Source organism: Kineococcus mangrovi (assembly GCF_041320705.1).
Classification (GTDB): Bacteria; Actinomycetota; Actinomycetes; order Actinomycetales; family Kineococcaceae; genus Kineococcus; species Kineococcus mangrovi.
Genome location: NZ_JBGGTQ010000003.1, coordinates 472,538 through 497,200 on the forward strand (window position 1 = coordinate 472,538; position 24,663 = coordinate 497,200).

At 74.6% G+C, this 24,663-nt stretch carries 19 protein-coding genes and 2 tRNA genes; 13 read left to right on the forward strand and 8 right to left on the reverse strand.

Annotated elements, in window-relative coordinates:
- Positions 1 to 141: 141 nt before the first annotated feature.
- The 6 genes from AB2L28_RS08155 (at position 142) to AB2L28_RS08180 (ending at position 9,347) form a co-directional block, all read left to right on the forward strand.
- Positions 142 to 3,210, forward strand: coding sequence for a UPF0182 family membrane protein (locus AB2L28_RS08155; protein ID WP_370718246.1), 3,069 nt, complete (start codon positions 142 to 144; stop codon positions 3,208 to 3,210).
- 65 nt (positions 3,211 to 3,275) lie between these two features.
- A tRNA-Met gene (locus AB2L28_RS08160) sits at positions 3,276 to 3,349 on the forward strand.
- 911 nt (positions 3,350 to 4,260) lie between these two features.
- Positions 4,261 to 4,971: an ATP-binding protein gene (locus AB2L28_RS08165; RefSeq protein WP_370718247.1), complete on the forward strand. Its 711-nt coding sequence runs from the start codon at positions 4,261 to 4,263 to the stop codon at positions 4,969 to 4,971.
- 216 nt (positions 4,972 to 5,187) lie between these two features.
- Positions 5,188 to 5,261 (forward strand) — tRNA-Met (locus AB2L28_RS08170).
- Between the two features lie 109 nt (positions 5,262 to 5,370).
- Positions 5,371 to 6,780, forward strand: coding sequence for a 3' terminal RNA ribose 2'-O-methyltransferase Hen1 (locus tag AB2L28_RS08175; protein WP_370718248.1), 1,410 nt, complete (start codon positions 5,371 to 5,373; stop codon positions 6,778 to 6,780).
- The gene (locus AB2L28_RS08180; protein WP_370718249.1) at positions 6,777 to 9,347 is read left to right on the forward strand and encodes a polynucleotide kinase-phosphatase; all 2,571 of its coding nucleotides are present in this window, start codon (positions 6,777 to 6,779) and stop codon (positions 9,345 to 9,347) included. Before AB2L28_RS08175 ends, AB2L28_RS08180 begins: the two co-directional genes overlap by 4 nt.
- Before the next feature lie 69 nt (positions 9,348 to 9,416).
- Here AB2L28_RS08180 and AB2L28_RS08185 read toward each other — a convergent pair whose 3' ends face one another.
- The gene (locus tag AB2L28_RS08185; protein ID WP_370718250.1) at positions 9,417 to 11,384 is read right to left on the reverse strand and encodes an anthranilate synthase family protein; all 1,968 of its coding nucleotides are present in this window, start codon (positions 11,382 to 11,384) and stop codon (positions 9,417 to 9,419) included.
- Between the two features lie 247 nt (positions 11,385 to 11,631).
- Here AB2L28_RS08185 and AB2L28_RS08190 point away from each other — a divergent pair, with 247 nt between their 5' ends.
- Positions 11,632 to 11,919 (forward strand): hypothetical protein, encoded by a 288-nt coding sequence (locus AB2L28_RS08190; RefSeq protein WP_370718251.1) that lies wholly within the window; start codon positions 11,632 to 11,634, stop codon positions 11,917 to 11,919.
- 88 nt (positions 11,920 to 12,007) lie between these two features.
- Positions 12,008 to 13,450 (forward strand): glucose-6-phosphate dehydrogenase, encoded by a 1,443-nt coding sequence (locus tag AB2L28_RS08195; protein WP_370718252.1) that lies wholly within the window; start codon positions 12,008 to 12,010, stop codon positions 13,448 to 13,450.
- Positions 13,451 to 13,533: 83 nt separating this feature from the next.
- Here AB2L28_RS08195 and AB2L28_RS08200 read toward each other — a convergent pair whose 3' ends face one another.
- The 3 genes from AB2L28_RS08200 to AB2L28_RS08210 form a co-directional block, all read right to left on the reverse strand.
- A complete protein-coding gene (locus tag AB2L28_RS08200) occupies positions 13,534 to 14,334 on the reverse strand; it encodes a carboxymuconolactone decarboxylase family protein (RefSeq protein ID WP_370718388.1) in 801 nt (266 codons plus the stop codon).
- Between the two features lie 117 nt (positions 14,335 to 14,451).
- On the reverse strand, positions 14,452 to 15,006 hold the full coding sequence (locus AB2L28_RS08205; protein ID WP_370718253.1) for a (R)-mandelonitrile lyase: 555 nt from the start codon (positions 15,004 to 15,006) through the stop codon (positions 14,452 to 14,454).
- 324 nt (positions 15,007 to 15,330) lie between these two features.
- Entirely contained in the window at positions 15,331 to 16,533 is a 1,203-nt protein-coding gene (locus tag AB2L28_RS08210; RefSeq protein WP_370718254.1) for an MFS transporter, read from the reverse strand.
- 255 nt (positions 16,534 to 16,788) lie between these two features.
- Between AB2L28_RS08210 and AB2L28_RS08215 the strand changes: the two genes are divergently transcribed.
- The 3 genes from AB2L28_RS08215 to fdxA are packed head-to-tail and all read left to right on the forward strand — an operon-like array spanning position 16,789 to position 19,189.
- Positions 16,789 to 18,297 carry an FAD-dependent oxidoreductase gene (locus tag AB2L28_RS08215; RefSeq protein WP_370718255.1) on the forward strand — a complete coding sequence of 503 codons (1,509 nt, stop codon included), beginning with the start codon at positions 16,789 to 16,791 and terminating at the stop codon, positions 18,295 to 18,297.
- Between the two features lie 26 nt (positions 18,298 to 18,323).
- Positions 18,324 to 18,872, forward strand: coding sequence for a flavin reductase family protein (locus AB2L28_RS08220; RefSeq protein WP_370718256.1), 549 nt, complete (start codon positions 18,324 to 18,326; stop codon positions 18,870 to 18,872).
- Positions 18,869 to 19,189: a ferredoxin gene (gene fdxA, locus AB2L28_RS08225; RefSeq protein ID WP_370718257.1), complete on the forward strand. Its 321-nt coding sequence runs from the start codon at positions 18,869 to 18,871 to the stop codon at positions 19,187 to 19,189. The genes AB2L28_RS08220 and fdxA overlap by 4 nt, the downstream gene beginning before the upstream one ends.
- 23 nt (positions 19,190 to 19,212) lie before the next feature.
- On the opposite strand, the gene AB2L28_RS08230 is transcribed toward fdxA, so the two are convergent.
- The 4 genes from AB2L28_RS08230 to hisN form a co-directional block, all read right to left on the reverse strand.
- Positions 19,213 to 19,899, reverse strand: coding sequence for a SemiSWEET family transporter (locus tag AB2L28_RS08230; protein ID WP_370718258.1), 687 nt, complete (start codon positions 19,897 to 19,899; stop codon positions 19,213 to 19,215).
- Positions 19,900 to 19,989: 90 nt separating this feature from the next.
- Positions 19,990 to 21,090 (reverse strand): mechanosensitive ion channel family protein, encoded by a 1,101-nt coding sequence (locus AB2L28_RS08235; protein ID WP_370718259.1) that lies wholly within the window; start codon positions 21,088 to 21,090, stop codon positions 19,990 to 19,992.
- Between the two features lie 136 nt (positions 21,091 to 21,226).
- Positions 21,227 to 22,027 carry a CPBP family intramembrane glutamic endopeptidase gene (locus AB2L28_RS08240; protein ID WP_370718260.1) on the reverse strand — a complete coding sequence of 267 codons (801 nt, stop codon included), beginning with the start codon at positions 22,025 to 22,027 and terminating at the stop codon, positions 21,227 to 21,229.
- Entirely contained in the window at positions 22,024 to 22,842 is an 819-nt protein-coding gene (gene hisN, locus AB2L28_RS08245; protein ID WP_370718389.1) for a histidinol-phosphatase, read from the reverse strand. The genes AB2L28_RS08240 and hisN overlap by 4 nt, the downstream gene beginning before the upstream one ends.
- 162 nt (positions 22,843 to 23,004) lie before the next feature.
- Between hisN and AB2L28_RS08250 the strand changes: the two genes are divergently transcribed.
- Both AB2L28_RS08250 and AB2L28_RS08255 read left to right on the forward strand, forming a co-directional pair.
- Positions 23,005 to 23,700, forward strand: a complete 696-nt coding sequence (locus tag AB2L28_RS08250; protein WP_370718261.1) for a vitamin K epoxide reductase family protein — start codon at positions 23,005 to 23,007, stop codon at positions 23,698 to 23,700.
- A gap of 82 nt (positions 23,701 to 23,782) precedes the next feature.
- Positions 23,783 to 24,646: a serine hydrolase domain-containing protein gene (locus tag AB2L28_RS08255; protein WP_370718262.1), complete on the forward strand. Its 864-nt coding sequence runs from the start codon at positions 23,783 to 23,785 to the stop codon at positions 24,644 to 24,646.
- Positions 24,647 to 24,663: the final 17 nt, after the last annotated feature.

Consider the following 24,663-nt stretch of genomic DNA (forward strand, 5'->3'; position numbering starts at 1 on the left):
TGGTCCCACGACCCCTCCGGTGGGGGCCGTCGCGCGGGGGAGGGTCACCGGGTGCCCGTGCCGCAGGTGACGATCAGGTCACGATCGCCGCGGACCGCTCGACGTGGGGCACCCGGACGGGGGCTTGTAAGTTGCCTCGTCGTGAGCTTTCCCCCACGCCGTCCATCGCGGCCGGTGCTCCGGCGTCGTCGCCGGGGCGCAGCCCTGCCCACCGTCGTCGTCCTCGTCGCCCTGCTCGTCGCGGTGGTGGTGGGGACCCGCCTCACGGCCGACGTGTGGTGGTTCGGCCAGCTGGGCTTCCTGTCGACCTTCACGACCAAGCTCTGGCTCCAGCTCGCTCTCTTCGTCGTCGGCGGTGGTCTGCTCGCCGCGGCGGTCGGGGTGTCGCTGACCATCGGGTACCGCAGCCGCCCGGTCTACGCGCCGATGTCGACCGAGCAGGCGGGGCTGGACCGCTACCGGGAGTCCCTGGAGCCGCTGCGGCGCGTCGTCGTCATCGCGCTGTCGGCGGCGACCGGGCTGTTCGGCGGGTCGGTGGCGATGAGCAACTGGGAGACCCTGCTGCTGTGGGTCAACCGCACCGACTTCGGCGTGGACGACCAGCAGTTCGGCATCGACCAGGGCTTCTACGTCTTCACGCTGCCGTGGCTGGGTTTCCTCGTGAGCTTCTTCACCGCCGCGGTGGTGCTGGGGGGCATCGCCGCGCTGGCGGCGCACTACCTCTACGGCGGGTTGCGGTTGTCCGGCAGCGGGCAGCGCACGACGCGCGCCGCGCGCATCCACCTGGCCTCCCTGGCCGCCGCGTTCCTGCTGCTGCGGGCCGTGGGGTACTGGCTGGACCGCTACGAGACGCTCGTGAGCCCCTCGGGCCACGTGACCGGCGTCGTGGGCCCGACGTACACCGTCGACCACGCCGTCCTGCCCTCGAAGGCGATCCTCGCGATCATCGCCGTCGTCGTGGCGCTGCTGTTCATCGCCGCGGCCGCCGGCCTGTCCTGGCGGCTGCCCGCGATCGGCACCGGTCTGCTCGTCGTCAGCGCGGTGGCCATCGGCGGGATCTACCCGTGGGCCGTGCAGCGCTTCCAGGTGACCCCGAACCGGCAGGCGCTGGAAGCCCCCTACGTCGGCAAGAACATCGACTCGACGCGGGACGCGTACGACCTGTCCGACGTGGACGTGCAGTCCTACGAGGCCGACACCACGGCCGAGTCCGGGCAGCTCAGCCAGGACGCCCAGACCATCCCCAGCGTCCGGTTGCTGGACCCCTCGGTCGTCGGGCCGGCGTTCCAGCAGACGCAGGGCCAGCGCGGGTACTACCGGTTCCCCGACATCCTCGACGTGGACCGGTACCCGACGGGTCCGGACGGGGCACCGCAGGACACCGTCGTGGCCGCCCGCGAGCTGAACCTCTCCGGGCTGGCCCCGAACCAGCGGACGTGGGTCAACGAGCACACCCTCTACACGCACGGGTACGGCGTCGTCGTCGCCCGCGGCAACGACCGCGCCCCCGACGGCAGCCCCAGCTACCTGGAGTCCAACGTCCCCACGTCGGGGTCCATCCCGATCGAGCAGCCGCGCATCTACTTCGGCGAGGGGACGACCGACTACTCCATCGTCGGCGGCCGGGACAACGAGATCGACTACCCCGACGGTTCCCCGGGCGGTTTCGCCACGACCCAGTACGACGGGTCCGGTGGGGTCGGCGTGGGGAACCTGCTGCAGAAGCTCGTCTACGCGCTGAAGTTCGGCGACCAGAACATCCTGCTGTCCAGCTCGGTGAACCCCGACTCCAAGATCCTCTACGACCGGACGCCGCGCGAGCGCGTGGAGAAGGTCGCGCCGTGGCTGACCCTGGACGGCGACTCCTACCCCTCGGTGGTCGACGGCCGGGTGGTGTGGATCCTCGATGCCTACACGACGTCGGCGTCCTTCCCCTACGCGGCGCAGACCGAGCTCGGGGAGGCCACGACGGACCGGCTGACCCAGGCGCAGGGCAGCAGCGTCCAGGCGCTGCAGGACCGCACCGTCAACTACGTCCGCAACTCCGTCAAGGCCACCGTCGACGCCTACTCCGGCGAGGTCACCCTCTACGAGTGGGACCAGTCCGACCCCGTGCTCAAGGCGTGGATGAAGGCGTTCCCGGGGGCCGTGCAGCCGATGGCCGACATCGACGCCTCGCTCATGGCGCACCTGCGCTACCCGCAGGACATGTTCAAGGTGCAGCGCGAGGTCCTGTCCAGCTACCACGTCACCGACCCGGCGTCCTTCCTCACCGGGCAGGACTTCTGGAACGTGCCGGCCGACCCCACCGTCCCGGAGGGGCCGACGGACGCGCGCGCCGCGCAGCCGCCGTACTACCTCACCCTGCGGATGCCCGGTCAGGACGCGGCCCGGTTCAGCCTCACCACGACGTACGTGCCGGCCTCGAACCAGAACAACTCCGGCACCCAGGTGCTGCGCGGGTTCGCCGCCGTGGACTCCGACGCCGGGTCGGCGTCGGGGGAGAAGCGCGAGGACTACGGCAAGATCCGGCTGCTGGAACTGCCGCAGTCCACGACCGTCAACGGCCCGGTGCAGATCCAGAACAACATCCGCTCCGACACGGCCGTCGCCGACCAGGTCCGGCTGCTGAGCGTCGGCGGCAGTTCCGAGGTCATCTACGGGAACCTGCTGTCGCTGCCCGTCGGCGGCGGGATGCTGTACGTCGAGCCCATCTACGCGCGCAGCACGGGGGACAACTCCTTCCCCCGCCTCAGCCGCGTCGTGGCCGTGTTCGGCGACAACATCGCGATCGCGAACACCCTCGACGAGGCGCTCGATGACGTCTTCGGCGGGGACTCCGGGGCAGGGGCCGGGGACGAGGGCAGCGACGGGTCCACCGGCGGGCAGGGCGGGACGCCCACGCAGACGCCGCCGCAGACGCCCACCGACGGTGCGACGCCGCCGGTGCCCGGGTCGGCCCAGCAGCAGCTGCAGCAGGCCCTGGACGACGCCCGGCAGGCCATCAACGACTCCTCGTCGGCGTTGTCGCGCGGGGACTTCACCGCCTACGGCGAGGCCCAGGACCGGCTGCGCCAGGCCGTCGACGCCGCGACCAGCGCCGAGGCCCGCCTCGAGGACGCCCAGGCGCCCGCCGCGACGTCGGACCCGTCGGCCGGCAGCGCCCCGCCCACCGGTGGTGACGACCCCACGGGGACGCCGACCCCCTGACGGCAGGTGGGCGGGAGGACGCGATTTGGCCTCCCGTCCACCTGCGCGTAAGGTGGTGCACACGACGCGGGGTGGAGCAGTTCGGTAGCTCGCTGGGCTCATAACCCAGAGGTCGCAGGTTCAAATCCTGTCCCCGCTACGCAGAAGGTGAAGGCCCGGACCGCACGGTCCGGGCCTTCGTCGTTCCCGTGCCCGAGCTGCTGTGCCCGTGGGCCGTGCGGGTCGTCGGATCTGCGGGTGGGGAGGACGTGCTGACGTCCTGTCCGGTGGCGGAGGCGTCGACGTGCGCACCGCGGGGAGGAGCCTGCGCTGCACGGATCGCGATGAGCGTGCGCTCGCGCGGGGGCGTGGCGACCCGACCCGGTGCCTCCACGCCTGGTTCCCGCTCCGGGGGTTGAGGACACGCGGTGGCGGGTAGGGGGGGGGCGCGGGCACCTGACGCGGTGCGCCCGCGTCCGGTGGTGGGCGACGGTTCGCTCCACCGGCCGGCGAACTCGGCCGGGGGTGGGCCACGACGCCGGACCTCGCGCCGGGCCGCCCCTCCGGCACCCCGCTCCCGACTCGGACGCCCACCAGGAGATGCGCCATCGATGACGAGCACGAGACCCGGTACGAGACCCGGTACGGGCGTGAGTTGACCGACGGGGTGCGCCGTGAGGTGCTGCGGCAGACCCACCACCTGCGCCAGAGCAGCCGAGCCCTGGCTCGCACCGCGCGCGTCGTTCGCAGCACCAGCGACTCCTTGAACTCCCGGTCGCGCGCGCTGCGAGCCCGCCTGCGCCGTGACCGCGCCGCCCGCGCCACGACACTCGATGACTTCCTGTGACGACTCAGCCTGTGCGAGCATCAATTGCAGGACAGGCTCCGGAAACGTGGGTCTGAGGCGTCCAACCGGTCGGCGCTGGTCCCGTCCACCACGGTCACCTGCCCCCCCACCCCCACCTCTCGCCCCACCACTCGGCCTGCGCCCCACCTGCTGGGGCGCAGCGGTCCGGGCGTGCCCCGCGGTCGGTCACCGGCCCTGTCGTGATCGGATCGAGCTGCCCGCCTGTGGACCACCTCCTGCTGCACCCCCACCCCTCGGTCACCGCCGCAGCCCGGCACTTCGTCAGCGACTGGTCACGCCGGCACCGGCTGAGCGAGGACACCGTCGAGCGCCTGGAGCTGCTCACCAGCGAAGTCGTCGCCAACGCCGTGATCCACGGCCTGGACCCGTCCACCGCACCAGCGGTCCAGCCACCCGCCGGCCAGTGCGCCGGGGCCGGACACGCCCCGGCCACCACCTCGACGACGGCGGCAGGGACGACGAGGGTCACGACGGCTGGAGCACGGTCGACTCCCCGGGGTGACCTGGGCGGCTACGTCCTGGTCTCCATCACCGACGGACCCGACCTGCCTCCCGACGTGCGTCCCGACCTGCGTCCAGGTCAGCCGGCCGACGAGCGCGCGGGCCGGCGCACCGACGAGCGCACCGACCACCGCACCGACCAGGCAGGGGGCACCGGGAGCGGTCAGGCTCCCTGTCCTGGCGGGGTGCTGGTCTGCGTCTCCGACCCCGGCACCGGCCGACCCCGGTTGCGAACCCTCACCGAGGACGACACCGGCGGCCGGGGTCTGGCCCTGGTCGACCTGCTGGCCACCGCCTGGGGCGTGTCCGCCGCCGTCGCCCCTGGCCGGTGCTACCCCGCACCACCCCTGGCCGCTGCCGGTCTGGGCGGGGCGACCGGCGGCAAGACCACGTGGTTCCTCCTCACGCCCTGACGCGGTGTCGGAGTCCAGGACCGCGGCCGGTGGAACCACCCGCACCGGCGCCCGGGCCGCACCTCAGCCGGGGCCCGACGACGTCGTGCGGCTGCTCGCCGTCGTCGGAGGCGACACGGGGTCCGCGTGGGCTGCCCACCCGCAGATCCGCAGACCTGCTTGTGCGGCAACCGATTTGCCTCGACCGGAACCAGCGCGTAGTGTTCATCTCACCGACGCGGGGTGGAGCAGCTCGGTAGCTCGCTGGGCTCATAACCCAGAGGTCGCAGGTTCAAATCCTGTCCCCGCTACGCAGAAGGTGAAGGCCCGGACCGCACGGTCCGGGCCTTCGTCGTTCCCGGACGACGTCGCCGGCCAAACCCCCTGCGCCACCCCTGGTGATCGTGGTCAGCTGGAGGCGTGATCCTCACCCTGACGGCCCGGCGGCCGGCGCCCGGGGTCCCCGCGGGGGACCTGGGGTTCCTGCTGCACAAGCACCCCGACCGCGTCCACGTCGCCGAGCACGGCGCCGTGACCACGCACGTCCTGGCGCCGCTGAGCGGTCCGGAGGAGCACGAGGTCGCCGTCGTGCTCGACGTCGACCCGGTCGCGCTGGCGCGGGCGGGGACGGGTGCCCTGGCGGGCGACCACGTGAACGACCGGCCCTACGCCGCGTCGAGCCTGCTGTCGGTCGCCCTCGGTCGCGTGTTCGCCACGGCCCTCGCCGGGCGCTGCACCGCCCGGCCCGAGCTCGTCGACCTGCGCTGGCCGCTGACGGTCCGGCTGCCCGCGGTGCGCTGCGCCGGGGACCGGGGCAGGACCGGGCAGGAGCTGGTGCGGCAGCTCTTCGCCCCGCTCGGCTGGCGGGTGGAGGCCACCGCGCTGCCCCTCGACGAGACCGTGCCCGCGTGGGGTGAGGCCCCCCACCTGGACCTGGTGCTCAGCGGGGAGTTCCGCCTCGCCGACGCGCTGGCCCAGCTCTACGTCCTGCTGCCCGTCCTCGACGACGCCAAGCACTACTGGGTCGGGCGGGCCGAGGTCGACAAGCTCCTGCGCCGCGGGGGGACCTGGCTCGCCGAGCACCCGGACCGCGAGCTCGTGACGCGCCGGTACCTGCGGCACTCCCGCCCGCTCGTCGCCGACGCCCTCGACCGGCTGGGGGAGTCCGAGGGCGCCGACCCGGAGACGCCGCAGGAGGCCGACGCACCGGCCCCGGCGACCCCGCTCGCCGTCCAGCGCCGCGAGGCGGTGCTCGCCGTGCTGCGCGAGGTGGGCGCGGCGCGCGTCGCCGACCTCGGCTGCGGGCAGGGGCAGCTGCTGGCCGCCCTGCTCACCGACGCGCGGTTCACCGCCCTCACCGGCACGGACGTCTCGGTGCGGGCGTTGCAGCAGGCCGCCCGCCGAGTGCACCTGGAGGAGCGGCACGACGAGCGGGTGACGCTGTTCCAGAGCTCGCTGACCTACCGCGACGACCGGTTGCGGGGCCACGACGCGGCCGTGCTCACCGAGGTCGTCGAGCACGTCGACCCGCCGCGCCTGCCCGCCCTCGAACGCGTGGTGTTCGGCGAGGCGGCACCCACCCACGTCCTCGTCACCACCCCGAACGCGGAGTTCAACGTGCACTACCCCTCGTTGCCGGAGGGCGGTTTCCGCCACCCCGACCACCGGTTCGAGTGGACCCGCGCCGAGTTCGCCGACTGGGCCGGGCGCGTGGGGCAGCGGTACGGCTACGCGGTCCGGTTCCTCGGCGTCGGCGAGACCGATCCCGCGACCGGGGCCCCGACCCAGCTGGCGGTCTTCTCCCGCACCGGCGGGGAGGTGGCGGCATGAGCGAGGTCACCGTCCCCGAGCTGAGCCTCGTCGTCCTCGTGGGCACCAGCGGGTCCGGCAAGTCCACGTTCGCGCGCACGCACTTCGCCCCGACGGAGGTCCTGTCCAGCGACGTCTGCCGGGGCCTGGTGGCCGACGACGAGAACGACCAGTCCGCGACGGCGGACGCGTTCGACGTGCTCGGGTACATCGCCGGCAAGCGGCTGGCCGCCGGACGGCTCACGGTCGTCGACGCGACCAACGTGCAGCCGTCCGCGCGACGTTCCCTCGTCGAGCTCGCGCGGTCCCACGACGTCCTGCCGGTCGCGGTCGTGCTGGACGTGCCCCTCGACGTCTGCGCGGCCCGCAACGCCGAGCGCACCGACCGCACGTTCGGCGCGCACGTCCTGCGCCGCCAGCGCGCCGACCTGCAGCGCGGGCTGAAGAGCCTGCAGCGCGAGGGGTTCCGCGTCGTCCACGTGCTGCGCGGGGTCGAGGAGGTGCAGGCCGCGACCATCGTCCGGACGCGGTTGTTCACCGACCTGCGCACCGAGACCGGGCCGTTCGACGTGATCGGCGACGTCCACGGCTGCCGCGAGGAGCTCACCGACCTGCTGGGCACCCTCGGTTACGGGTTCGTGCACGACGAGCGGGGCCGGGCCGTCGACGCCGTGCCGCCGCCGGGCCGGAAGGCGGTGTTCGTCGGCGACCTCGTCGACCGCGGTCCCGACACCCCCGGCGTCCTGCGCCTCGTCATGGGCATGCGGGCCAACGGCCACGCCCTGGTCGTCCCGGGCAACCACGAGGACAAGCTGCTGCGCGCGCTGCGGGGCCGGCAGGTGCAGGTCAGCCACGGGCTCGCGGAGTCCCTCGACCAGCTCGCCGCCGAACCCGAGGAGTTCCGCGCGCAGGTCGAGCGGTTCCTCGACGGTCTGGTCTCGCACTACGTCCTCGACGGCGGCCGCCTCGTCGTCGCGCACGCCGGGCTGCTGGAGCGCTACCAGGGCCGCGCCTCCCGCCGGGTGCGGGCGTTCTGCCTCTACGGCCAGACGACGGGGGAGACCGACGAGTTCGGGCTGCCCGTGCGGTACCCGTGGGCGCAGGACTACCGCGGGGCGGCGACCGTCGTCTACGGCCACACGCCCGTCCCGACCCCGGAGTGGGTCAACGGGACGATCTGCGTCGACACCGGCTGCGTGTTCGGCGGGCACCTGACGGCGCTGCGCCACCCCGAGCGCGAGCTCGTCACCGTCCCCGCGCGCCGCGTCCACCACGAACCCGCCCGCCCCTTCCCGCCCGCGGAGCCCCGGGGGGGACCCGAGGGGGACCCCGCGCGGGCGGCCGTGCGCGACCCCGACGTCCTCGACGTCACCGACGTGCTGGGCAAGCGCGTCGTCGAGACCGCCGACCACGGCCGCGTCACCGTCCGGGAGGAGAACGCGGCCGCGGCCCTGGAGGTCGTCTCCCGCTTCGCCGTCGACCCGCGCTGGCTGCTGCACCTGCCGCCGACGACCGCGCCCGTCCCGACCTCGCGCCGGGAGGGGTTCCTCGAGCACCCCGAGGACGCCTTCGCGGCCTACGCCGGCGACGGGGTGCGCGAGGTGCTGTGCGAGGAGAAGCACATGGGGTCCCGGGCCCTCGCGCTCGTGTGCCGGGACGAGCAGGTGGCCCGCGAACGCTTCGGCGCCCCCGGCGGGGCCCTGGGCGCCGTGTGGACGCGCACCGGCCGCAGCTTCTTCGACCCGGCCACCACGGCGGTGCTCGTCGAGGAGGTCCGCGCGGCCCTGGACAGCGCCGGGCTGTTCGACGAGCTCGGCGACTGGGTCCTGCTGGACGGTGAGCTGCTGCCGTGGGACGCCAAGGCCCGGGAGCTGCTGCGCGGCCGGTTCGCCGCGGTGGGCGCAGCCGGCAAGGCGGCCCTGCCCGTCGCCGTCGGTGTCCTCGAACGCGCCGCCGGGCGCGGGCTCGACGTCGGGGACCTGCTGTCCCGCACGAGGTCCCGCGTGGAGAACGTCGAACGGTTCACCGACGCCTACCGGCGCTACTGCTGGCCCACCGACGGCCTCGAGGGGGTCCGGTTCGCCCCGTTCGCGGTGCCCGCCGCCAGCAGCGCGACCTTCGCCGACCGCCCCCACGACTGGCACCTCGGTCTCGCCGACCGCCTCGTCGCCGCCTCCGGCCGGTTCACCCCGACCCGACGCCTGCGGGTGGACGTCACCGACCCCGCCTCGTGCGCGCAGGGTGCGGCGTGGTGGGAGGAGCTGACCGCCGCGGGCGGGGAGGGGATGGTCGTCAAACCCCTGGCGAACCGGGTGCGGACCGCCAAGGGCCTCCTCCAGCCCGCGCTGAAGGTCCGGGGCCGGGAGTACCTGCGCCTGGTCTACGGTCCCGACTACGCGAGCCCGGAGCACCTGGAGCGGTTGCGGCAGCGGAACCTGGGCCGCAAGCGGTCCCTCGCGCTGCGCGAGCACGCCCTGGGCCTGGAAGGGCTCGACCGCGCGGTGCGGGGCGAACCGCTGTGGCGGGTGCACGAGTGCGTCGTCGGCGTGCTGGCGCTGGAGTCCGAACCCGTCGACCCGCGGTTGTGACCGCGGTCCGGGGGTGCCGGGGCGGTCCGGCGCCCCCGGGCCGTCGTGCCCGGCCACGGGTCGGCCCGCTCAGCCCCGGTCCGTGAGCAGGGGTTCGACGAGCCCGCGCAGGACCGCCGCCCCGCCGAGGGTCAGCACCGACTCGGGGTGGAACTGGATGCCGGCGAAACCCCCGCCGCGGACGGCGACGACCTCCTCCGCCGGGCCCGTCGCGACCTCGACGCCCTCGGCCGCCAGCCGTGCCGCGGCGGCCTCGTCGACGCGGGCGGTGAACGAGTTGTAGAACCCGACGGTCACGGGGGTCCCGAACAGGTCCACCTCCAGCTGCGTGCCCTGGTGCGGGGCGTCCTTGCGGCGCAGCGGCAGACCCAGCGTCCCGGACAGCAGCTGGTGGCCCAGGCAGACGCCGAGCAGCGGGTTCCCGCCCGAGCGCGCGGCGGCCGACAGGTCCCGGGCCAGTCCCCGCAGCCGGGCGATGCGCGGGTCGGAGGCGTCCTCGGGGTCGCCGGGGCCGGGACCGAGCAGGACGAGCCCGTCGTGGGCGGCCAGCGCCCCGTCGAGCGCGCTGTCGTCGTAGCGCAGGACGCGGGCGCGCAACCCGGCCGCGGCGAGCAGGTGCACGAGCATCGCCGTGAACGTGTCCTCGGCGTCGACCACGAGGGCCTCGCCGAGGACCGGGCCGGTGGGCGCGGCCTGCGGTTCGAGCCAGAACGTCGCGAGCCGGTCGCGCCGGGAGGCCAGCAGCGTCGCGATCCGCGGGTCCGAGGCCAGCGGGACCCGGCGCACGGGCGCGCCGTCGGTCCCCGTGCGCGGCGGCAGCGGCGGCAGCGCCCCCAGGGCCCGCAGGACGCCGGCGGCCTTGGCGTGGGTCTCGGCGACCTCGCCCTCGGGGGTGGAACCCCGCACGAGCGTCGCCCCGACGGAGACGCGGACCCTCGCGTCCGGTCCCTGCGCGCGGACGTCCGCGGTACGGATGAGGATGGGGGAGTCCAGGGTCTGCGCGCCCTCGCCGTCGTGGCCGAGCAGCGCGAGCGCCCCGGCGTAGTACGCCCGGCCCGAGGGTTCGAAGCGGCGGATGACGCGGCACGCGCTCTGCACCGGGCTGCCCGTCACGGTGGCCGCGAACATGGTCTGGCGCAGCACCTCCCGGGCGTCCAGCGTCGACTGACCGCGCAGTTCGAACTCGGTGTGGGCGAGGTTGGCCATCTCGCGCAGGTACGGGCCGTGCACGACGCCGCCCAGGTCGCCGACCGAGCACATCATCTTCAGCTCCTCGTCGACCACCATGAACAGTTCCTCCACCTCCTTGGGGTCGGTGAGGAACTCCACGAGCCCGTCGGGGTCCGGGCCCGCGGCGGGGTAGCGGTACGTGCCCGAGATCGGGTTCATGACGACCTCGCCGCGGGCCATCCGCACGTGCACCTCGGGGGAGGCCCCCACGAGCGTGCGGGAGGACCCGTCGGCCGCGGGGACGTGGACGACGAACGTCCAGTACGCGCCCTGCTCGGCGACGAGCAGGCGGCGGAACAGGCTGAGCGCGGTGCGGGCGGAGAACCCGTCGACGACCCCGTCGACGTCGCGGCGGATGACGAAGTTCGCGCCGTTCCCCTCGGCGATCTCGGCGTCGATGATGCGGCGCACCACGTCGGCGTAGTCCTCGTCGGACAGGTCCGGGGCGACGTCGCGCAGGGCCACCTCGTCGTCGGGCAGCGCGCGCAGGGCGTCCTCGAGGGCGAGGTCGACGGCGGACTCGACGCGCAGCACCTGCAGCGGGGTGCCGTCGTCGTGGACCTCGAAACCCCGTTCGCGCAGCTGGCGGAACGGGACGAGGGCGAGGGCGTCGCGGCCGACGTGCTCGACCGCCGGGCGCAGCGGGACGTCGGCGAGGTGCTCGACGACCTCGACCGGGCCGCGCAGGAGTTCCACCGGCCCCGGCAGGCCGGTGCGCGGGTCCAGGCGGCGCAACAAGGCGAACGGGCCGGCCCCGGGGGCCAGCAGGTCGGCGACCAGCGTGTCAGCGGTCCGCGCGGGTGTCATCGGGTTCTCCTCGAGGGGCTGGGGGGAGCCGTCCGTCGAGGGGTCGTCCGGTGCCCGGCCTCTCGACGAGGGCGGCCACCGGGACGGGGGAGCGTCAGGCGACCGCCGACACCCACCACCACGCACCGCTGCGCAGCGCGCGGGCGGTTCCCCGGTGGGGAGCGGTGATGGTCACGGGGGACACCCTAGCGGTACGGGTGGTGCGGCCGGGGCGACGGGCATTCGGGACGTCGTGCCGGTAACATCGGTGCCGGATTCCTCGGAGGTGATCGCCGTGCGGGCCTTACCGCTGCGCCTGGCCGCGGGCGCGCTGCTCGTCGGGGGGTTCCTGCTGGGCATCGCCCCCCTGCCCCTGGCGAACTTCGGGTGCCGTTCCGCCTTCGGCGGCCGCGACGACCTCGACCCCTCGATCGAGATCGCGACCGCCTGCTCCGAAGCGGTGTCGGGGCGGCAGGACGTCATCGCGGTGCTCCTCGTCTCCGGTGTCGCCGTGCTCGGCCTCAGCTTCGGCCGGTCGCGCACCTCCGGGGGCTGAGACCGGTCCCCGTCCCGGCGGGCGCGAGGCCCGCCGCGGCGCCCGACCCGGTGCGCGCGGTCCCCGACCGGTCACTACCGTGCCGGGTGTGAGCCAGAGCGCAGCGCAGCCCGGACAGCAGCCCACCACCGACCGTCCGACGATCTTCGTGGTCTACGGGGCCACCGGGGACCTGTCCCGCCGGCTGGTCTCCCCGGCCTTCTTCGAGCTGGCCCGGCTCGGCCGGCTCCCGCAGCGCTGGCGCCTGGTCGGCAGCGGCCGCGGGGAGAAGTCACACGAGGAGTTCCGCGAGTTCCTGCGCGAGGCGCTGGAGGAGTTCGGCCCGCAACCGGCCGACGGCCCGTGGGAGGAGTTCTCCCAGAACCTGCTCTTCGCCGGCGGTGGGTTCACCGCCGACGACCCGGGCCAGCTGCTGGACGTCGTCGGCCAGGCGCGGTCCGACCTGGACGACGGGACGGGCGACGACGTGCAGGTCGTGCACTACCTGGCGATCCCGCCGGGGGCGTTCCTGCGGACGACGAGGGCCGTCGAGGCCCACGGTCTCGTCGAGGGTGCCCGCGTCGTCTACGAGAAGCCCTACGGCACCTCGCTGGAGACGTTCGAGGAACTGGACGCCGAGGTGCAGCGCGTCTTCGACGAGGAGCAGGTCTTCCGCATCGACCACTTCCTCGCGTTCGAGGCGCAGCAGGACGTCATCCACGCCCGGTTCGCCAACCCGTGGCTGGCCGGCATCTGGAACGCCGAGCACGTCGCGCAGGTCCAGGTCGACATCGCCGAGACGCTCGACGTCGCCCAGCGCGCGAGCTTCTACGACGCCACCGGCGCGTTCCTGGACATGATCGTCACCCACCTGTTCCAGATGGCCGCGACGGTCGCCATGGAACCGCCCGCCGACCTCGGACCCGGTGCGTTGCAGGCGGCCAGGGACGCTGCGCTGCAGGACTTCCGCGAACTCGACCCGTCCGAGGTCGTCCTGGGGCAGTTCGAGGGGTACACCGGCATCGACGGGGTCCCGGACGACTCCACGACCGACACCCTGGCCGCCGCGCGGGTCTGGGTGGACAACGACCGCTGGCGCGGGGTGCCGTTCCTGCTGCGGTCGGGCAAGAAGATGGCCGCCGACGAGCAGCGCGTGACGCTCGTCCTGCGCGAACCCGCCGACGGCCCCTACGCCGGTCAGGACGTCGAACCGTCCACGATCAGCTTCTCGCTGCTCGAGGGCGGCGCCTTCGACGTCGCCGTGACCGTCCGCCGTCCGGGAGTGGCCGGGGGGCTCGCGCAGGGCACCGCGACCCTTCCGCTGGACTCCTTCGAGGGGGCCGGCCCCGCGTTGCCGTACGTCCACCTCATCGAGCACGTGCTCACCGGCGACCGGTCGCTGTTCACCGGCGTCCAGGGGCTGCGGGCCGCCTGGACCTGCGTCGAGCGGTTCTCCCAGGACCGGCCGGCGGTGCAGCCGTACGCCCCCGGCACCTGGGGGCCGGCCGCGGTCGACGACCTCGCCGCGCCGGGGCGCTGGTTCCTGCGCTGACGGTGCGGCCGGCCGCCGCGGCCGAGGACGGTGCTGCCCTCGACCGCGGCGGGGCGGGGCGCCCCCGGCCGGGAGCGCCCGCGTCACCTCCGGGCCGCGAGCACCTCGCCGACGGTCGGCATCGCGGAGAAGACCTTCGGCCACCCGGCGTAGAAGGCCAGCTGGTGCATGGTCTCCCCGACCTCGGCCTCGGTGAGGCCGTTGTCCATGGCCCGGCCGAGGTGGAAGGGGATCTGCTGCACCTGCCCGCTGCTCACCAGGGCCGTGACGGTGACGAGGCTGCGGTCGCGGGGCGCGAGGTCCGGCCGGAGCCACAGGTCGCGGAAGAGCACCTCCCCGGTGCTGTCCACGACGCCCTGGGACACCTCGCCGTAGGTGGACTGCACCTGCTCGGCCCGGGCCGCCTCGGCCGCCTGGTCCAGCGGCAGCAGGTCCGGCGAGGCCGCCGGCAGGTCCTGCGCGCTCACCCCCCGCGCCGCGAAGACCTCCTGGAGCGGACCCACCGCGGACGCGGCGTTCTCCCACCCGCTGTAGAAGGCCAGGTGCGTGACGGTCTCGGACACCTCAGCGGGGGTCAGGCCCGCGTCGAGGGCGTCCTCCAGGTACGTCGTCAGGTGCTGGGTCTGGCCCGAACCGACGAGGTGCGCCAGGGTGACCAGGTGCCGGTCCCGGGCGGCGAGCCCGGGACGAGCCCACAGGCCCTCCTCCAGGTCCTCCCGCTGGTACCGGGCCAGACCCGGGGCGACCTGCTCCAGGGCGTCGGCCGAGGGACTGGTCGCGGGGCTGGTCGTGGTGGTGGCGGAGGCGGAGGCGGAGGCCGCCGACGCGGCGTCCCCGTCCCCGCTCGTCTGGACGACGGCGGTCGCTGCTCCCACGGTGGCCACGGCGGCGGCGGTGGCCAGGAGGGCGGTCGTGCGACGTTTCACGAGGGCTCCGTTCGAGGGGTGGTGGTGCCGGGACGGGGGCGGGTCCCGGCGGCGTCGGGGTCGGCGGGGCGGCGGTCAGCCGCCGGTGTACTCCTCATCGGTCACCAGGTCCTCCCAGGTCGCGTTCGACCCGTCCACGGTGTCCTGCACCGCGACGTGGGTCATGGGGTCGGTCGCGGTGGCGCCGTGCCAGTGCTCGACGCCCGGGGCGAACCAGACGACGTCACCCGCACGGACCTCCAGGCGCTCACCGCCGCGTTCCTGGACCCAGCCGGTCCCGGCGGTGATGACGATGCGCTGGCCCGCCGGGTGGGTGTGCCACGCCGTCCGGGCACCGGGTTCGAAGGTGACCAGGCCCGCCCCGGCCGTCGAGGCGTCGGTCGGGTCGAACAGCGGCGTGACGCGGACGGTCCCGGTGAAGTTCTCCGCCGCGCCCGTGGTGGTGGTGCGCTCGGCCGAGGGCGACAGCTCCAGCGAGGGCCCCGGCGGTGTCGAGGTGGTCTCCGAGATCGCGTCGGGGGCGGGGGGCAGCCGGTCCGGGGTCTCGGCGTCCGTCCCGCCGGAGCAGGCGGCCAGACCCAGGGCCGATCCCAGGAGGATGGCGGCGGGGACGGTGCTGCGGTGCCTCATCGTTTCGGTCGTCCTCCCTCACGGGGCGGGAACCGCGGCCGCGGAACCCGGTGACGGTGGTCGGTGCGCGGGGGCTGGACGCCCCGCGCGCCGACGCCCGCCCGGGCCGAGCGCTCGCGTCCTGACCGGCCCCGCACGGCGACACCGCGGCGGGCCGAGCACCCGCCGGTGGCGGGCGGCACCCGGGCGCGGTCGTCGAACCACCGTCGAGGGACCAACGGCCGGACAGCGGTACCGGTTCCCACTCGCGCTACCGCGGGTGGCCGGGCCGCCGCGGTCGGTGGCGGGGCCCGCGCCGAGGGGGCCGACGTCACCGCCGGGCGATCACCCCGCGGCGGTGTCGACGGTCCCGGGCTCGCGCGCCGGGTGCCCCGCGGCGCGCCTGGAGGCCGAGCGCTGCAGGACCACGACGATCACCAGGCTGACCAGGGTCAGCGCGGCGCTGGCGGCGAACACCGCGCCGTACCCCAGCGACGTCGCCGCCCCCAGGCCGACGAGCGGGCCGGACAGGACCGCACCGACGCGGCGGGTGTTGGTGTACAGGCCCGAGGCCAGCCCGGCGCGGGGGATCACCTCCTGGAAGAGGGTGAGCCCCACCCCGGCGACGACGGCGAAGAACCAGGCGTTGAGGACCTGCGCGGCCAGCAGGGCGACGGGCCCGCTCACCAGCGTCATGACGACGTAGTACGCGATGCCGCAGACGCACCCCGACGTCAGCAGGGTGAGGTTGGAGAACCGTCCGGTCAGGCGCCCGGCCAGCAGCAGAGCGGGGATCTCCAGCCCCGCCGCGACCCCGAGGGCGATCCCGGCCCAGGCCACCGGCAACCCCAGGTCGCGGGTCACGTAGAGGCTCATCACCGCGACGACCGCGCTGTTGGTCGCCTGCAGCAGGACGAACGCCCCCACCACCGCGACCACCCCCGGCCTCGACATGGGCTCGTCCCGGCCGGTGGCCGTCGCCGCCGTGGCCGCGCCCGCCCGGGCCGCGCCGCGGGAGGTCCTGATCATGGCCGCGGCGGTCACGACGGTCAGGGCCGCGACGACGGCCAGCAGGGTCAGCACCGCCCCGTTGCCGAAGCCGGTGATGAGGACCGTGGCCAGCGGGGGACCGGCGACCCAGGCGACGGAGGACACGGCGCGGGTGTTGATCACCGACGAGGTGCTGGCGCCCGAGTGCTTCAGGTGCGCGAACAGCAGGGAGTTGCCGACCCCGGCGGGCCCGCCGAGCACGACCAGGGCCGCGACGGCGACCGGCAGGGACGTGCTGAAGGCGAGCACCGGGGCCAGGGCCACCGTGAGGGCGGCGCAGACGAGCATGGGGCGCAGGTAGTCGGCGCGCCGGTCGGCGTAGGCGGGCACCAGCAGCGAGGCCGCGAACCCGGCCAGGTTGTACGCGGCCAGCGCCAGGCCGACCTGTCCGGCCGTGGCGTCGAACAGCGCCACCAGCAGCAGCGCCAGCACCGGGTTCAGGAGGGCGAACTGCAGACCCCAGAGCAGGGCGGCGGAGGGGACGAGCAGACGCTTCACTGCGGGGGCACCTTGTTCTGTGGCGGGCGGGCCGGGAGTCGCGGCCGGCGCGCTCGCACCGGCGTGGCCCGGCAGGACTCTAGCGACCCGGTGCCCGCCGGACCCGGCGGTGGACCGCCGCCGGGCGGGTCCGGGCGGGTCCGGGCGGGTACGTCCGGCGTGTTCGAGGCGGGGTCGTCGTCGTCCCGGGGCGCCCGCCGATCCGGTCCCACGCCGATTGGAGCTCAAGCCCACTGGAGGTTGTACGTTCCGGGAATGCCTCCCCCGCAGTCCTCCGTGGACCCCGGCCGCCCGTCGCGAGGTGCGTCCCCGGCCTCGCGCCCGGGGGTGGAGGTGCCGCCCGCCGGGACCGTCGCCGTGGTCGGGACGGGCCCGGCCGGCATCTACAGCGCGCAGATGCTGCTCAAGCAGCTGCCCGGGGTGTCCGTCGACCTGTTCGACAAGCTCCCCGCGCCCTTCGGGCTGGTCCGCTACGGCGTCGCGCCGGACCACCCGGCCATCAAACGCATCCAGGAACCGCTCCAGGACGTCCTGGAGTCGGCCGGTGTCCGTCTGCTGTGCAACGTCGAGGTCGGCCGCGACGTCAGCGTCCAGGAGTTGTCCGAGCACTACGACGCGGTGGTCCTCGCCACCGGCGCCGAGCAGGACGCGCCCCTGGACGTCCCCGGCCACGACCTGCCGGGGTCGCACGGGGCGGCCGCCTTCGTGGCCTGGTACAACAGCCACCCCGACGCCGATCCGCGGTGGTCACTGCGGGCACGCGCCGCCGCCGTCGTCGGCGGCGGGAACGTCGCCCTGGACGTCACGCGGGTCCTGGCCCAGCAGGCGGACCGGCTGTTGTCCACCGACGTGTCCGACGACGTGCACGAAGCTCTGCGCCGCAGCGAGTTGCGCGAGGTGCACGTGTTCGTCCGCCGCGGTCCGGTGGGTACTCGCTTCTCACCCCTGGAACTGCGGGAGCTGGGGGAGCAACCGGGTTTCGACGTGGTCGTCGACCCGGGCGACGTGGTCGTCGACGACCACACCCGGCGCATGGTCGAGCAGTTCTCGCCGAAGCGTCAGGTCCTGGAGACCCTCACCGGGTGGGCCCACCGGGACCCCGCCTCGTTGACGGCACCCCGGCGGGTGCACCTGCACTTCTTCCAGGCCCCGGTGCTCATCGGTGGCACCGGTTCGGTGGAGTTCCTCCGCACCGAGCGGACCGAGCACGACGAGGTCGGGCACGTGCGGGGGACCGGGCGCCTGACCACGACGCCGGTGCAGGCGGTGTACCGGGCCGTCGGTTACGCCAGCTCCCCCGTCCCCGGTGCGCCGTTCGACCGGCGACGGCGGCTGATCCCGAACCGGGCCGGTCGGGTGCTCGACGACGACGGCGGGGTCGTGCCCGGCCTCTACGTCACCGGCTGGGCCAAGCGGGGCCCGGTGGGTCTGATCGGGTCCACCAAGTCCGACGCCCGGGAGACGGTCACCCACCTCGTCGAGGACCTCCTCGCCCGCGGGGCCGGACCCGGGCGCTCGGGCGGCGTGCCCGCCGCGGGCGGGACCCGCGGCCTGTTCCACGCGCCGTCCGCCGACGTCGTCGACCTGGGCGGCTGGTCGCGCATCCACGCCGCCGAGCTGGCCGCGGGGGTGGCGCGGCGCCGGGACCGCGTCAAGATCGCCACCCGCCGGGGCCTGCTGGACGTCGCGCGCGCCGGGCGCGAGGACCCGGACCCGGCCGGCCCGATCACGTCCGACCGGCCCGGCACGCAGCCGACGCCGTGAGCCACCCACCGATGGGAGAAGACCCCGTGCCCACCCGCACCGACCCCGCCCGCACCGACCCCGCCGCCGTGCGTTCCACCTTCGCGCGGTTCCCCTCCGGCGTGGCCGCCCTGTCGGCGCTCGTGCACGAGGCGCCGGTCGTCGTCCTCGCGTCCTCGTTCCAGGTCGGCATCTCGCTGACCCCGCCGCTGGTGCTGTTCGCCGTGCAGCACGGCTCGTTCAGCTGGTCGCAGCTGCGCACGGCTCCCCGCATCGGCGTCTCGGTCCTGGCCTCGGCCCACCGGCCCTCCGTCCCGACGTTGACCCGCAAGGACCTCTCCGCCAGGTTCGACGGCCTCGAGACCGAGGTCGCGGCGACGGGTGCGCACTACCTGTCGGGGGCGGCCGCCTGGATGGAGTGCAGCGTGCACTCCGAGACGGCCGCGGGCGACCACGACGTCGTGGTGCTGCGGGTGCACGACCTCGGCCACGCCGCCGACGTCGACCCTCTCGTCTGGCACGGTTCGACGTTCCGGACGCTGCGTGGCACCGCCACGTCACCCGACCACGAGGACAGCGGAAGGACCCCCCAGTGACCTACGTCATCGCCCAGCCCTGCGTCGACCTGAAGGACAAGGCCTGCATCGAGGAGTGCCCCGTCGACTGCATCTACGAGGGCAGGCGGTCGCTGTACATCCACCCGGACGAGTGCGTCGACTGCGGTGCGTGCGAGCCCGTGTGCCCCGTGGAGGCCATCTACTACGAGGACGACGTCCCGGAGCAGTGGTCGGCCTTCACGGCGGCCAACGTCGAGTTCTTCGACGCCCTCGGTTCGCCCGGGGGAGCTTCGCGCACCGGCCTCGTCGACAGCGACCACCCCGTCGTCGCGAACCTCCCCGCGCAGGAGCAGTGACGGCCTGACGCCTCCCGGGGACCTCAGGCCGCCAGCGCGAGACCGGCCCGGCGGGCCAGCACGATCGGACGCACCAGCAGCCGGCCCGGCCGCCCGAGGCGGCCCGCGTGCAGGGCGCGCGCGAGGTCCGTGGGCGGGCAGCGGCGGGAGAGCACGACCCCGGCCAGGGTGAAGGAGACGGCCGAGCAGACGACGACCGACCCCTGCGCCGTGGCCAGGCCGTAGCCGGTCCACAGGGCCGCCGACGCCTGGGTCAGGACGAACGTCGACGGGGCGAGCCCCCGCAGCGGCGCGCGCCGCAGGACCGTGACGATCTGCGGGACCATCCGGACCAGCGAGACGGCGGTGGCCAGGGCCCCCACGACGAGGACCCCGCCGAGGGCGAAGGCGGTCGCGACCAGCGGGACCCACGCCGTGACGGCGATCGCCGCGTGCCGCAGCGGGACGGCGAGGCGGCGGCCGGCGAGGACCACGGTGAGGACGGCGCACGCCAGACCCGGCACGTTCGCGAGGAGCTGGGCCGGGTCGAGCAGCGCGAGGCCGTAGCTCAACCAGGTGCCCGAGGACAGGACCCCCAGCACCGCCGAGGAGTACGACAGGCCGGTGGCGTCGGGGGTCCGCAGCAGGCGCAGGACCTGGGGGACACCGGTGAACACGCCGAGACCGGCGGCGAGCAGCCCGAGGACCGGGACCAGGGTGGGAGCAGGCACGTGCCTCTGCATCGGGCGGTGCCCGGTCCCGGCTTGAGCCGGTGGCTGCGCCACCGGGGTGAGAGCCGCCTCACACCGGTGACGCAGCGTTCAGGACCGGTCCGAGAACGTCCGGTGGCCCTGGGCGGGGATCCGGGCGGCACCGGTGGCCCGGTCCGCGGTCTGGTCCGTGGTCTGGTCCGCCGCCTGGTCCGCGGCCGGGGGCGAGGCGAACCGCACCTTGGGCAGCGCCCCCGGGTGCTCGCGCTGCAGGAACGCCACGAGCTCCTCGCGGACGGCGCAGCGCAGGTCGAACAGCCTCCCGCCGGAGTCGGCGCTGACAAGCACCCGCACCGTGACCGCCCGCTCGGACGTCTCGGTCACGGCCACCGAGAACGTCTGGCCGTTGAACAGCTCGTGCGCGCGCACGAAGCGCTCCGCGCGGGAACGCAGTTCCTCGACCGGGACGGTCCAGTCCAGCTGCAGCTCCACGGCGCCGATGATGTCGGCGGAGTTGCGCGTCCAGTTCGCGAACGGCGTCGTCGTGAAGTACGTGGAGGGCAGGATGAGCCGGCGCTGGTCCCACAGCCGCACGACGACGTAGGTCAGCGTGATGTCCTCGATGTTCCCCCACTCGTCCTCCACGACGACGACGTCGTCGACGCGGACGGCGTCGGTGAAGGCGATCTGCAGGCCCGCGAACACGTTGGCGAGCGACGTCTGGGCGGCCAGACCGGCGACGACGGAGAGCAGCCCGGCCGAGGCCAGGACGCTGGCCCCCATGCCGCGGGCGCCGGGGATCGTCAGCAGCATCGCGGCGACGGCCACGACGACGATGAGGGCCACGACGAGGCGCTTGACGAGGGAGACCTGCGTGCGGCGCTGCCGCTGGCGCCGGTTGTCGGCGACGTCGACGCGGTACCGCAGCAGCAGGACGTCCTGGACGACGTTGGCCGCCACGATCGCCAGACCCGCGCCGAAGGCGACGGCCACCAGCCCCAGGACCGTCAGCGTGGGCTGTCGCCAGGCCGCGGCGGAGGTGTAGATCTGCAGCGAGGAGATCGCGGCCAGGGTTCCGAGGAGTCCGGCCAGCGGCCGGCGGCCCCGCTGGGCCAGCGTGGCGAGGATCTCGTGCTTGCGGCCCAGCCGGCGCACGCCGAGGGCGGCGAGCTCGCCGACGGTCGCGGCCACGGCGGCGGCCACGAGGGCCACGCCGATCGTCAGCCAGACGGACGTGGTGATCTCGAAGGGGATCGCGAACGGGAGCGAGAACGGGATGACGGGCTCCTGCGGGTCGGTCGAGAGTGGACATCGACGTCCTGCGGACCCGCCCCACGGTAGGGCAGGTTCAGCCCGGCAGCCAGCTCACCTTCCCGACGAGGGCCGCGTACCCCACGAACGCCACGACGTCGATCGCGGTGTGCGCCACCACCAGGGGGGTCGTCCGCCCCCACCGCTGGTACACCCACCCGAACACCAGGCCCATGGCGACGTTGCCGACGAACCCGCCGACGCCCTGGTACAGGTGGTAGGAGCCGCGCAGCAGGGCGCTGACCAGCAGCGCCGGCCACCACCGGAACCCCAGCTGGGACAGCCGGTGCAGCAGGTACCCGGCGACGAGGACCTCCTCGAGGATCCCGTTCTGCGCCGCCGCCAGCACCGAGACCGGCACCGCCCACCACGTGTCGGGCAGCGTCGAGGCCGCGACGTTCGTGTTGAGCCCCGACGCGCGGGCACCCAGGTAGAGCAGCAGGCCGCAGCCGCCGATGACGGCCGCCAGGCCCAGCCCGGCCAGCACGTTCCGGCCGAGGCGGTGGCCGTCGAAGCCCAGCGTGCGCAGCGACCGCCCGTCCCGGGCCAGCAGGTAGCCGACGAGCAGGACCGGCGCCAGGCCGGAGGCGATCGAGACGAGCTGCAGCGCCAGGTCCAGCCACGGCCGGTCCGGGGCGTAGCTGCCCAGGACCGTGGAGGTCTGCGCGTTGATCGCCACCGGCGCCGTGAGGATGCCGAGGAACCGGACGAGCGCCCGCACCCCGCTCATCCCCAGGGAGACCGCGAAGACCGCGACGACCTCCCAGACCAGCAGCCGTCGCGCCCGGGCGTCGGTGACGACGCCTGGGCGCGGCCCCGCGGCGGGGGCGAGGTTCACGACCGGCCCAGGTGCTCCAGGGCCACCGCGTGCAGCAGCCCGTTGGAGGCGACGGCGTCGCCGCCGTGGGGACCGTCGACCCCGGCGCGGGAGGTGAACCGGCCCCCGGCCTCGGTGACGATCGGCACGAGCGCGGCCATGTCGTGCAGCGCCAGCTCCGGCTCGGCGGCGATGTCCACCGCCCCCTCGGCGAGCAGCATGTAGGACCAGAAGTCGCCGTAGCCGCGCGTGCGCCACACCGCGCGCGTCAGGCCCAGGAAGCGGTCGAGGGAGCCGCCCGCCTCCCAGCCGGACAGCGAGGAGTAGGCCAGCGACGCGTCGGCCAGGGAGGACACCGAGCTCACCGCGATGCGCGTGGCCGAGGACAGGCTGCGCCCCGTCCACGCACCCGACCCGACCGCCGCCCACCACCGCCGCCCCAGCGCCGGGGCGGACACGAGGCCGACGACGGGCACGCCGTCGTCGAGCAGGGCGATGAGGGTGGCCCACACCGGCACCCCGCGGACGAAGTTCTTCGTGCCGTCGATCGGGTCCACGACCCACTGCCGCGCCCCGTGGCCCACGAGGCCGAACTCCTCGCCGAGGACCGCGTCCCGCGGGCGGGTGCGCTTGAGCTGGGAGCGGATCAGCTCCTCGGCCGTGCGGTCGGCGTCGCTGACCGGCGTCAGGTCCGGCTTCGTCTCCACCCGCAGGTCCTGGGCCTTGAAGCGGTCGGTCGTCAGGCCGTCCACCTGGTCGGCGATGACGTGCGCCAGGCGCAGGTCGTCGTCGTAGCGTGGAGGGGGCGGGGACCCCGGGGTCGAGGACGTGGGCAGCGGCACGCCGCGAACCTACCGCCCGCGGCCGCCGGGGCCGTGGAACCCGGCCGGACCCGGGCGGGCGCACCCGTTCAGGTGACGTCCAGGGCTGTCGAGGATCCTGGGGGCGGGGTGGACGCGCCCCGCGCACGCGATCAGGACGCGAGGAGAGGACGGCGCATGGCCGGCACGACCGACCGGGTCGAGGAGCTGCCCGACGACGGCTTCGACGAGGGGTCCACGGGCGGGGCCGGCGGCGGCGCGCCCGAGGGGCACCTGTCCGCGCTGCCCGTCTCCCCCCGCACCCGCGGGCTGCTGCTCACCATCGGCGGGGTCCTCGGCTTCGTCGCGGCGTTCACCCTGACGATCGAGCGGATCAGGCTCCTCCAGGACCCGTCCTACGTGCCGAGCTGCAGCCTCAACCCGATCATCTCCTGCGGCAGCGTCATGCAGACCGAGCAGGCCAGGCTGTTCGGCTTCCCCAACCCGCTCATCGGGATCGCCGCCTTCGCGATCTCGACGTTCCTCGGGGTCCTCGTGCTCTCCCGCGTCGCGCTGCCCCGCTGGGTCGAGCGCGGCTACCTGCTGGGCATCACCCTGGGGACGGTCTTCGTCGGGTGGCTCATCAGCCAGAGCCTGTACTCCATCCACGCCCTGTGCCCGTACTGCATGGTCGTGTGGGCCGTCGTCGTCCCGACGTTCTGGACCCACGTGGCCGACGCCCTCGACCGGGGACTGCTGCCCGTCCCGGCCGCCGCGCGCGGGGCCGCCCGGGTGGTCGTCGACTACCGCGCCCTGATCGTCGTGCTCAGCTTCGCGGCCGTCCTGGTCATGGTGGCCACGAAGTTCTGGAGCTACTGGAGCACGCTGCTCTGAGCCCACCGGCCGGGTGCGGGTGACCCGGCCCGCGGCGCGGGGTCGTCACCCGGCGGGCACCGCGGAACGGCACGATGGGCTCGTGACCCGCGCCCTGACCGTCCTGCGCCGCATCGTCACCGCCGTCGAGCGGGACGGCTTCGGCGCGCACGCCGCGCACGTCCGGGTCGGCGACGACGCCGCGCAGTTCCGCTGGAGCCCGGACGTGGCGCGCGACGTCCACTCGGTGGCGAAGGGGGTGTGCGTGCTCGCCGCCGGCATCGCCGCGGACGAAGGGGTCTTCGACCTCGACGCCCCGGTGGCGCAGCACCTCCCGGACCTCCCCCTCGGGGAGGGGGTCCAGGCCGTGACCACGCGGCACCTGCTGGGGATGCGCAGCGGCATCGACCTGCCGTGGGCACCGACGTCGCTGACCGACTGGCCGGACCTCGCCCGGGAGTTCCTGAGCCGCCCCTCCCGTGGACGGGTCTTCCAGTACTCCAACGCCAGTTCGTACACGGCTATGCGTGCCCTGGCCTCCGTCGTCGGGGACGTCCCGGCGTGGTTGCAGCCGCGGTTGTTCGACCCGCTGGGCATCCCCGCCCCGGTGTGGGACCGCTGCCCCGGCGGGTGGATCGCGGCGGGCGGGGGACTGCACCTGCGCTCGGGCGAGCTCGCCCGGATCGGGCAGTTGATCCGCGACGGCGGGGTGTGGCGGGGCAGGAGCCTGGTGTCCTCGCGGTGGGTCGACGCGCTGCACTCGGACTGGTTCGAGCGGGAGGGCGCCCCCGGCTACACCCGGTACGCCCTCGCCGGGTGGGGCGGACCGGGACGGGCGTGGCGCCTGCACGGTGCCCACGGGCAGCTGCTGGTGTTCCTGGACGACGCCGTGGTGACGATCACGGCCGACGACCACGCCGGGGCCGACCGGGTGGCCCAGCAGGTGGTCAGTGCCCTGGAGGGCTGAGGACCGTGCCCGCCGAT

Bases quoted from the DNA above. Each gene is read 5' to 3' on its own strand.
- AB2L28_RS08250 (WP_370718261.1), top strand. From the start codon at position 23,005: ATGGCCGGCACGACCGACCGGGTCGAGGAGCTGCCCGACGACGGCTTC.
- AB2L28_RS08185 (WP_370718250.1), bottom strand. From the start codon at position 11,384: ATGACACCCGCGCGGACCGCTGACACGCTGGTCGCCGACCTGCTGGCC.
- AB2L28_RS08215 (WP_370718255.1), top strand. From the start codon at position 16,789: ATGCCTCCCCCGCAGTCCTCCGTGGACCCCGGCCGCCCGTCGCGAGGT.
- AB2L28_RS08180 (WP_370718249.1), top strand. From the start codon at position 6,777: ATGAGCGAGGTCACCGTCCCCGAGCTGAGCCTCGTCGTCCTCGTGGGC.
- AB2L28_RS08205 (WP_370718253.1), bottom strand. From the start codon at position 15,006: ATGAGGCACCGCAGCACCGTCCCCGCCGCCATCCTCCTGGGATCGGCC.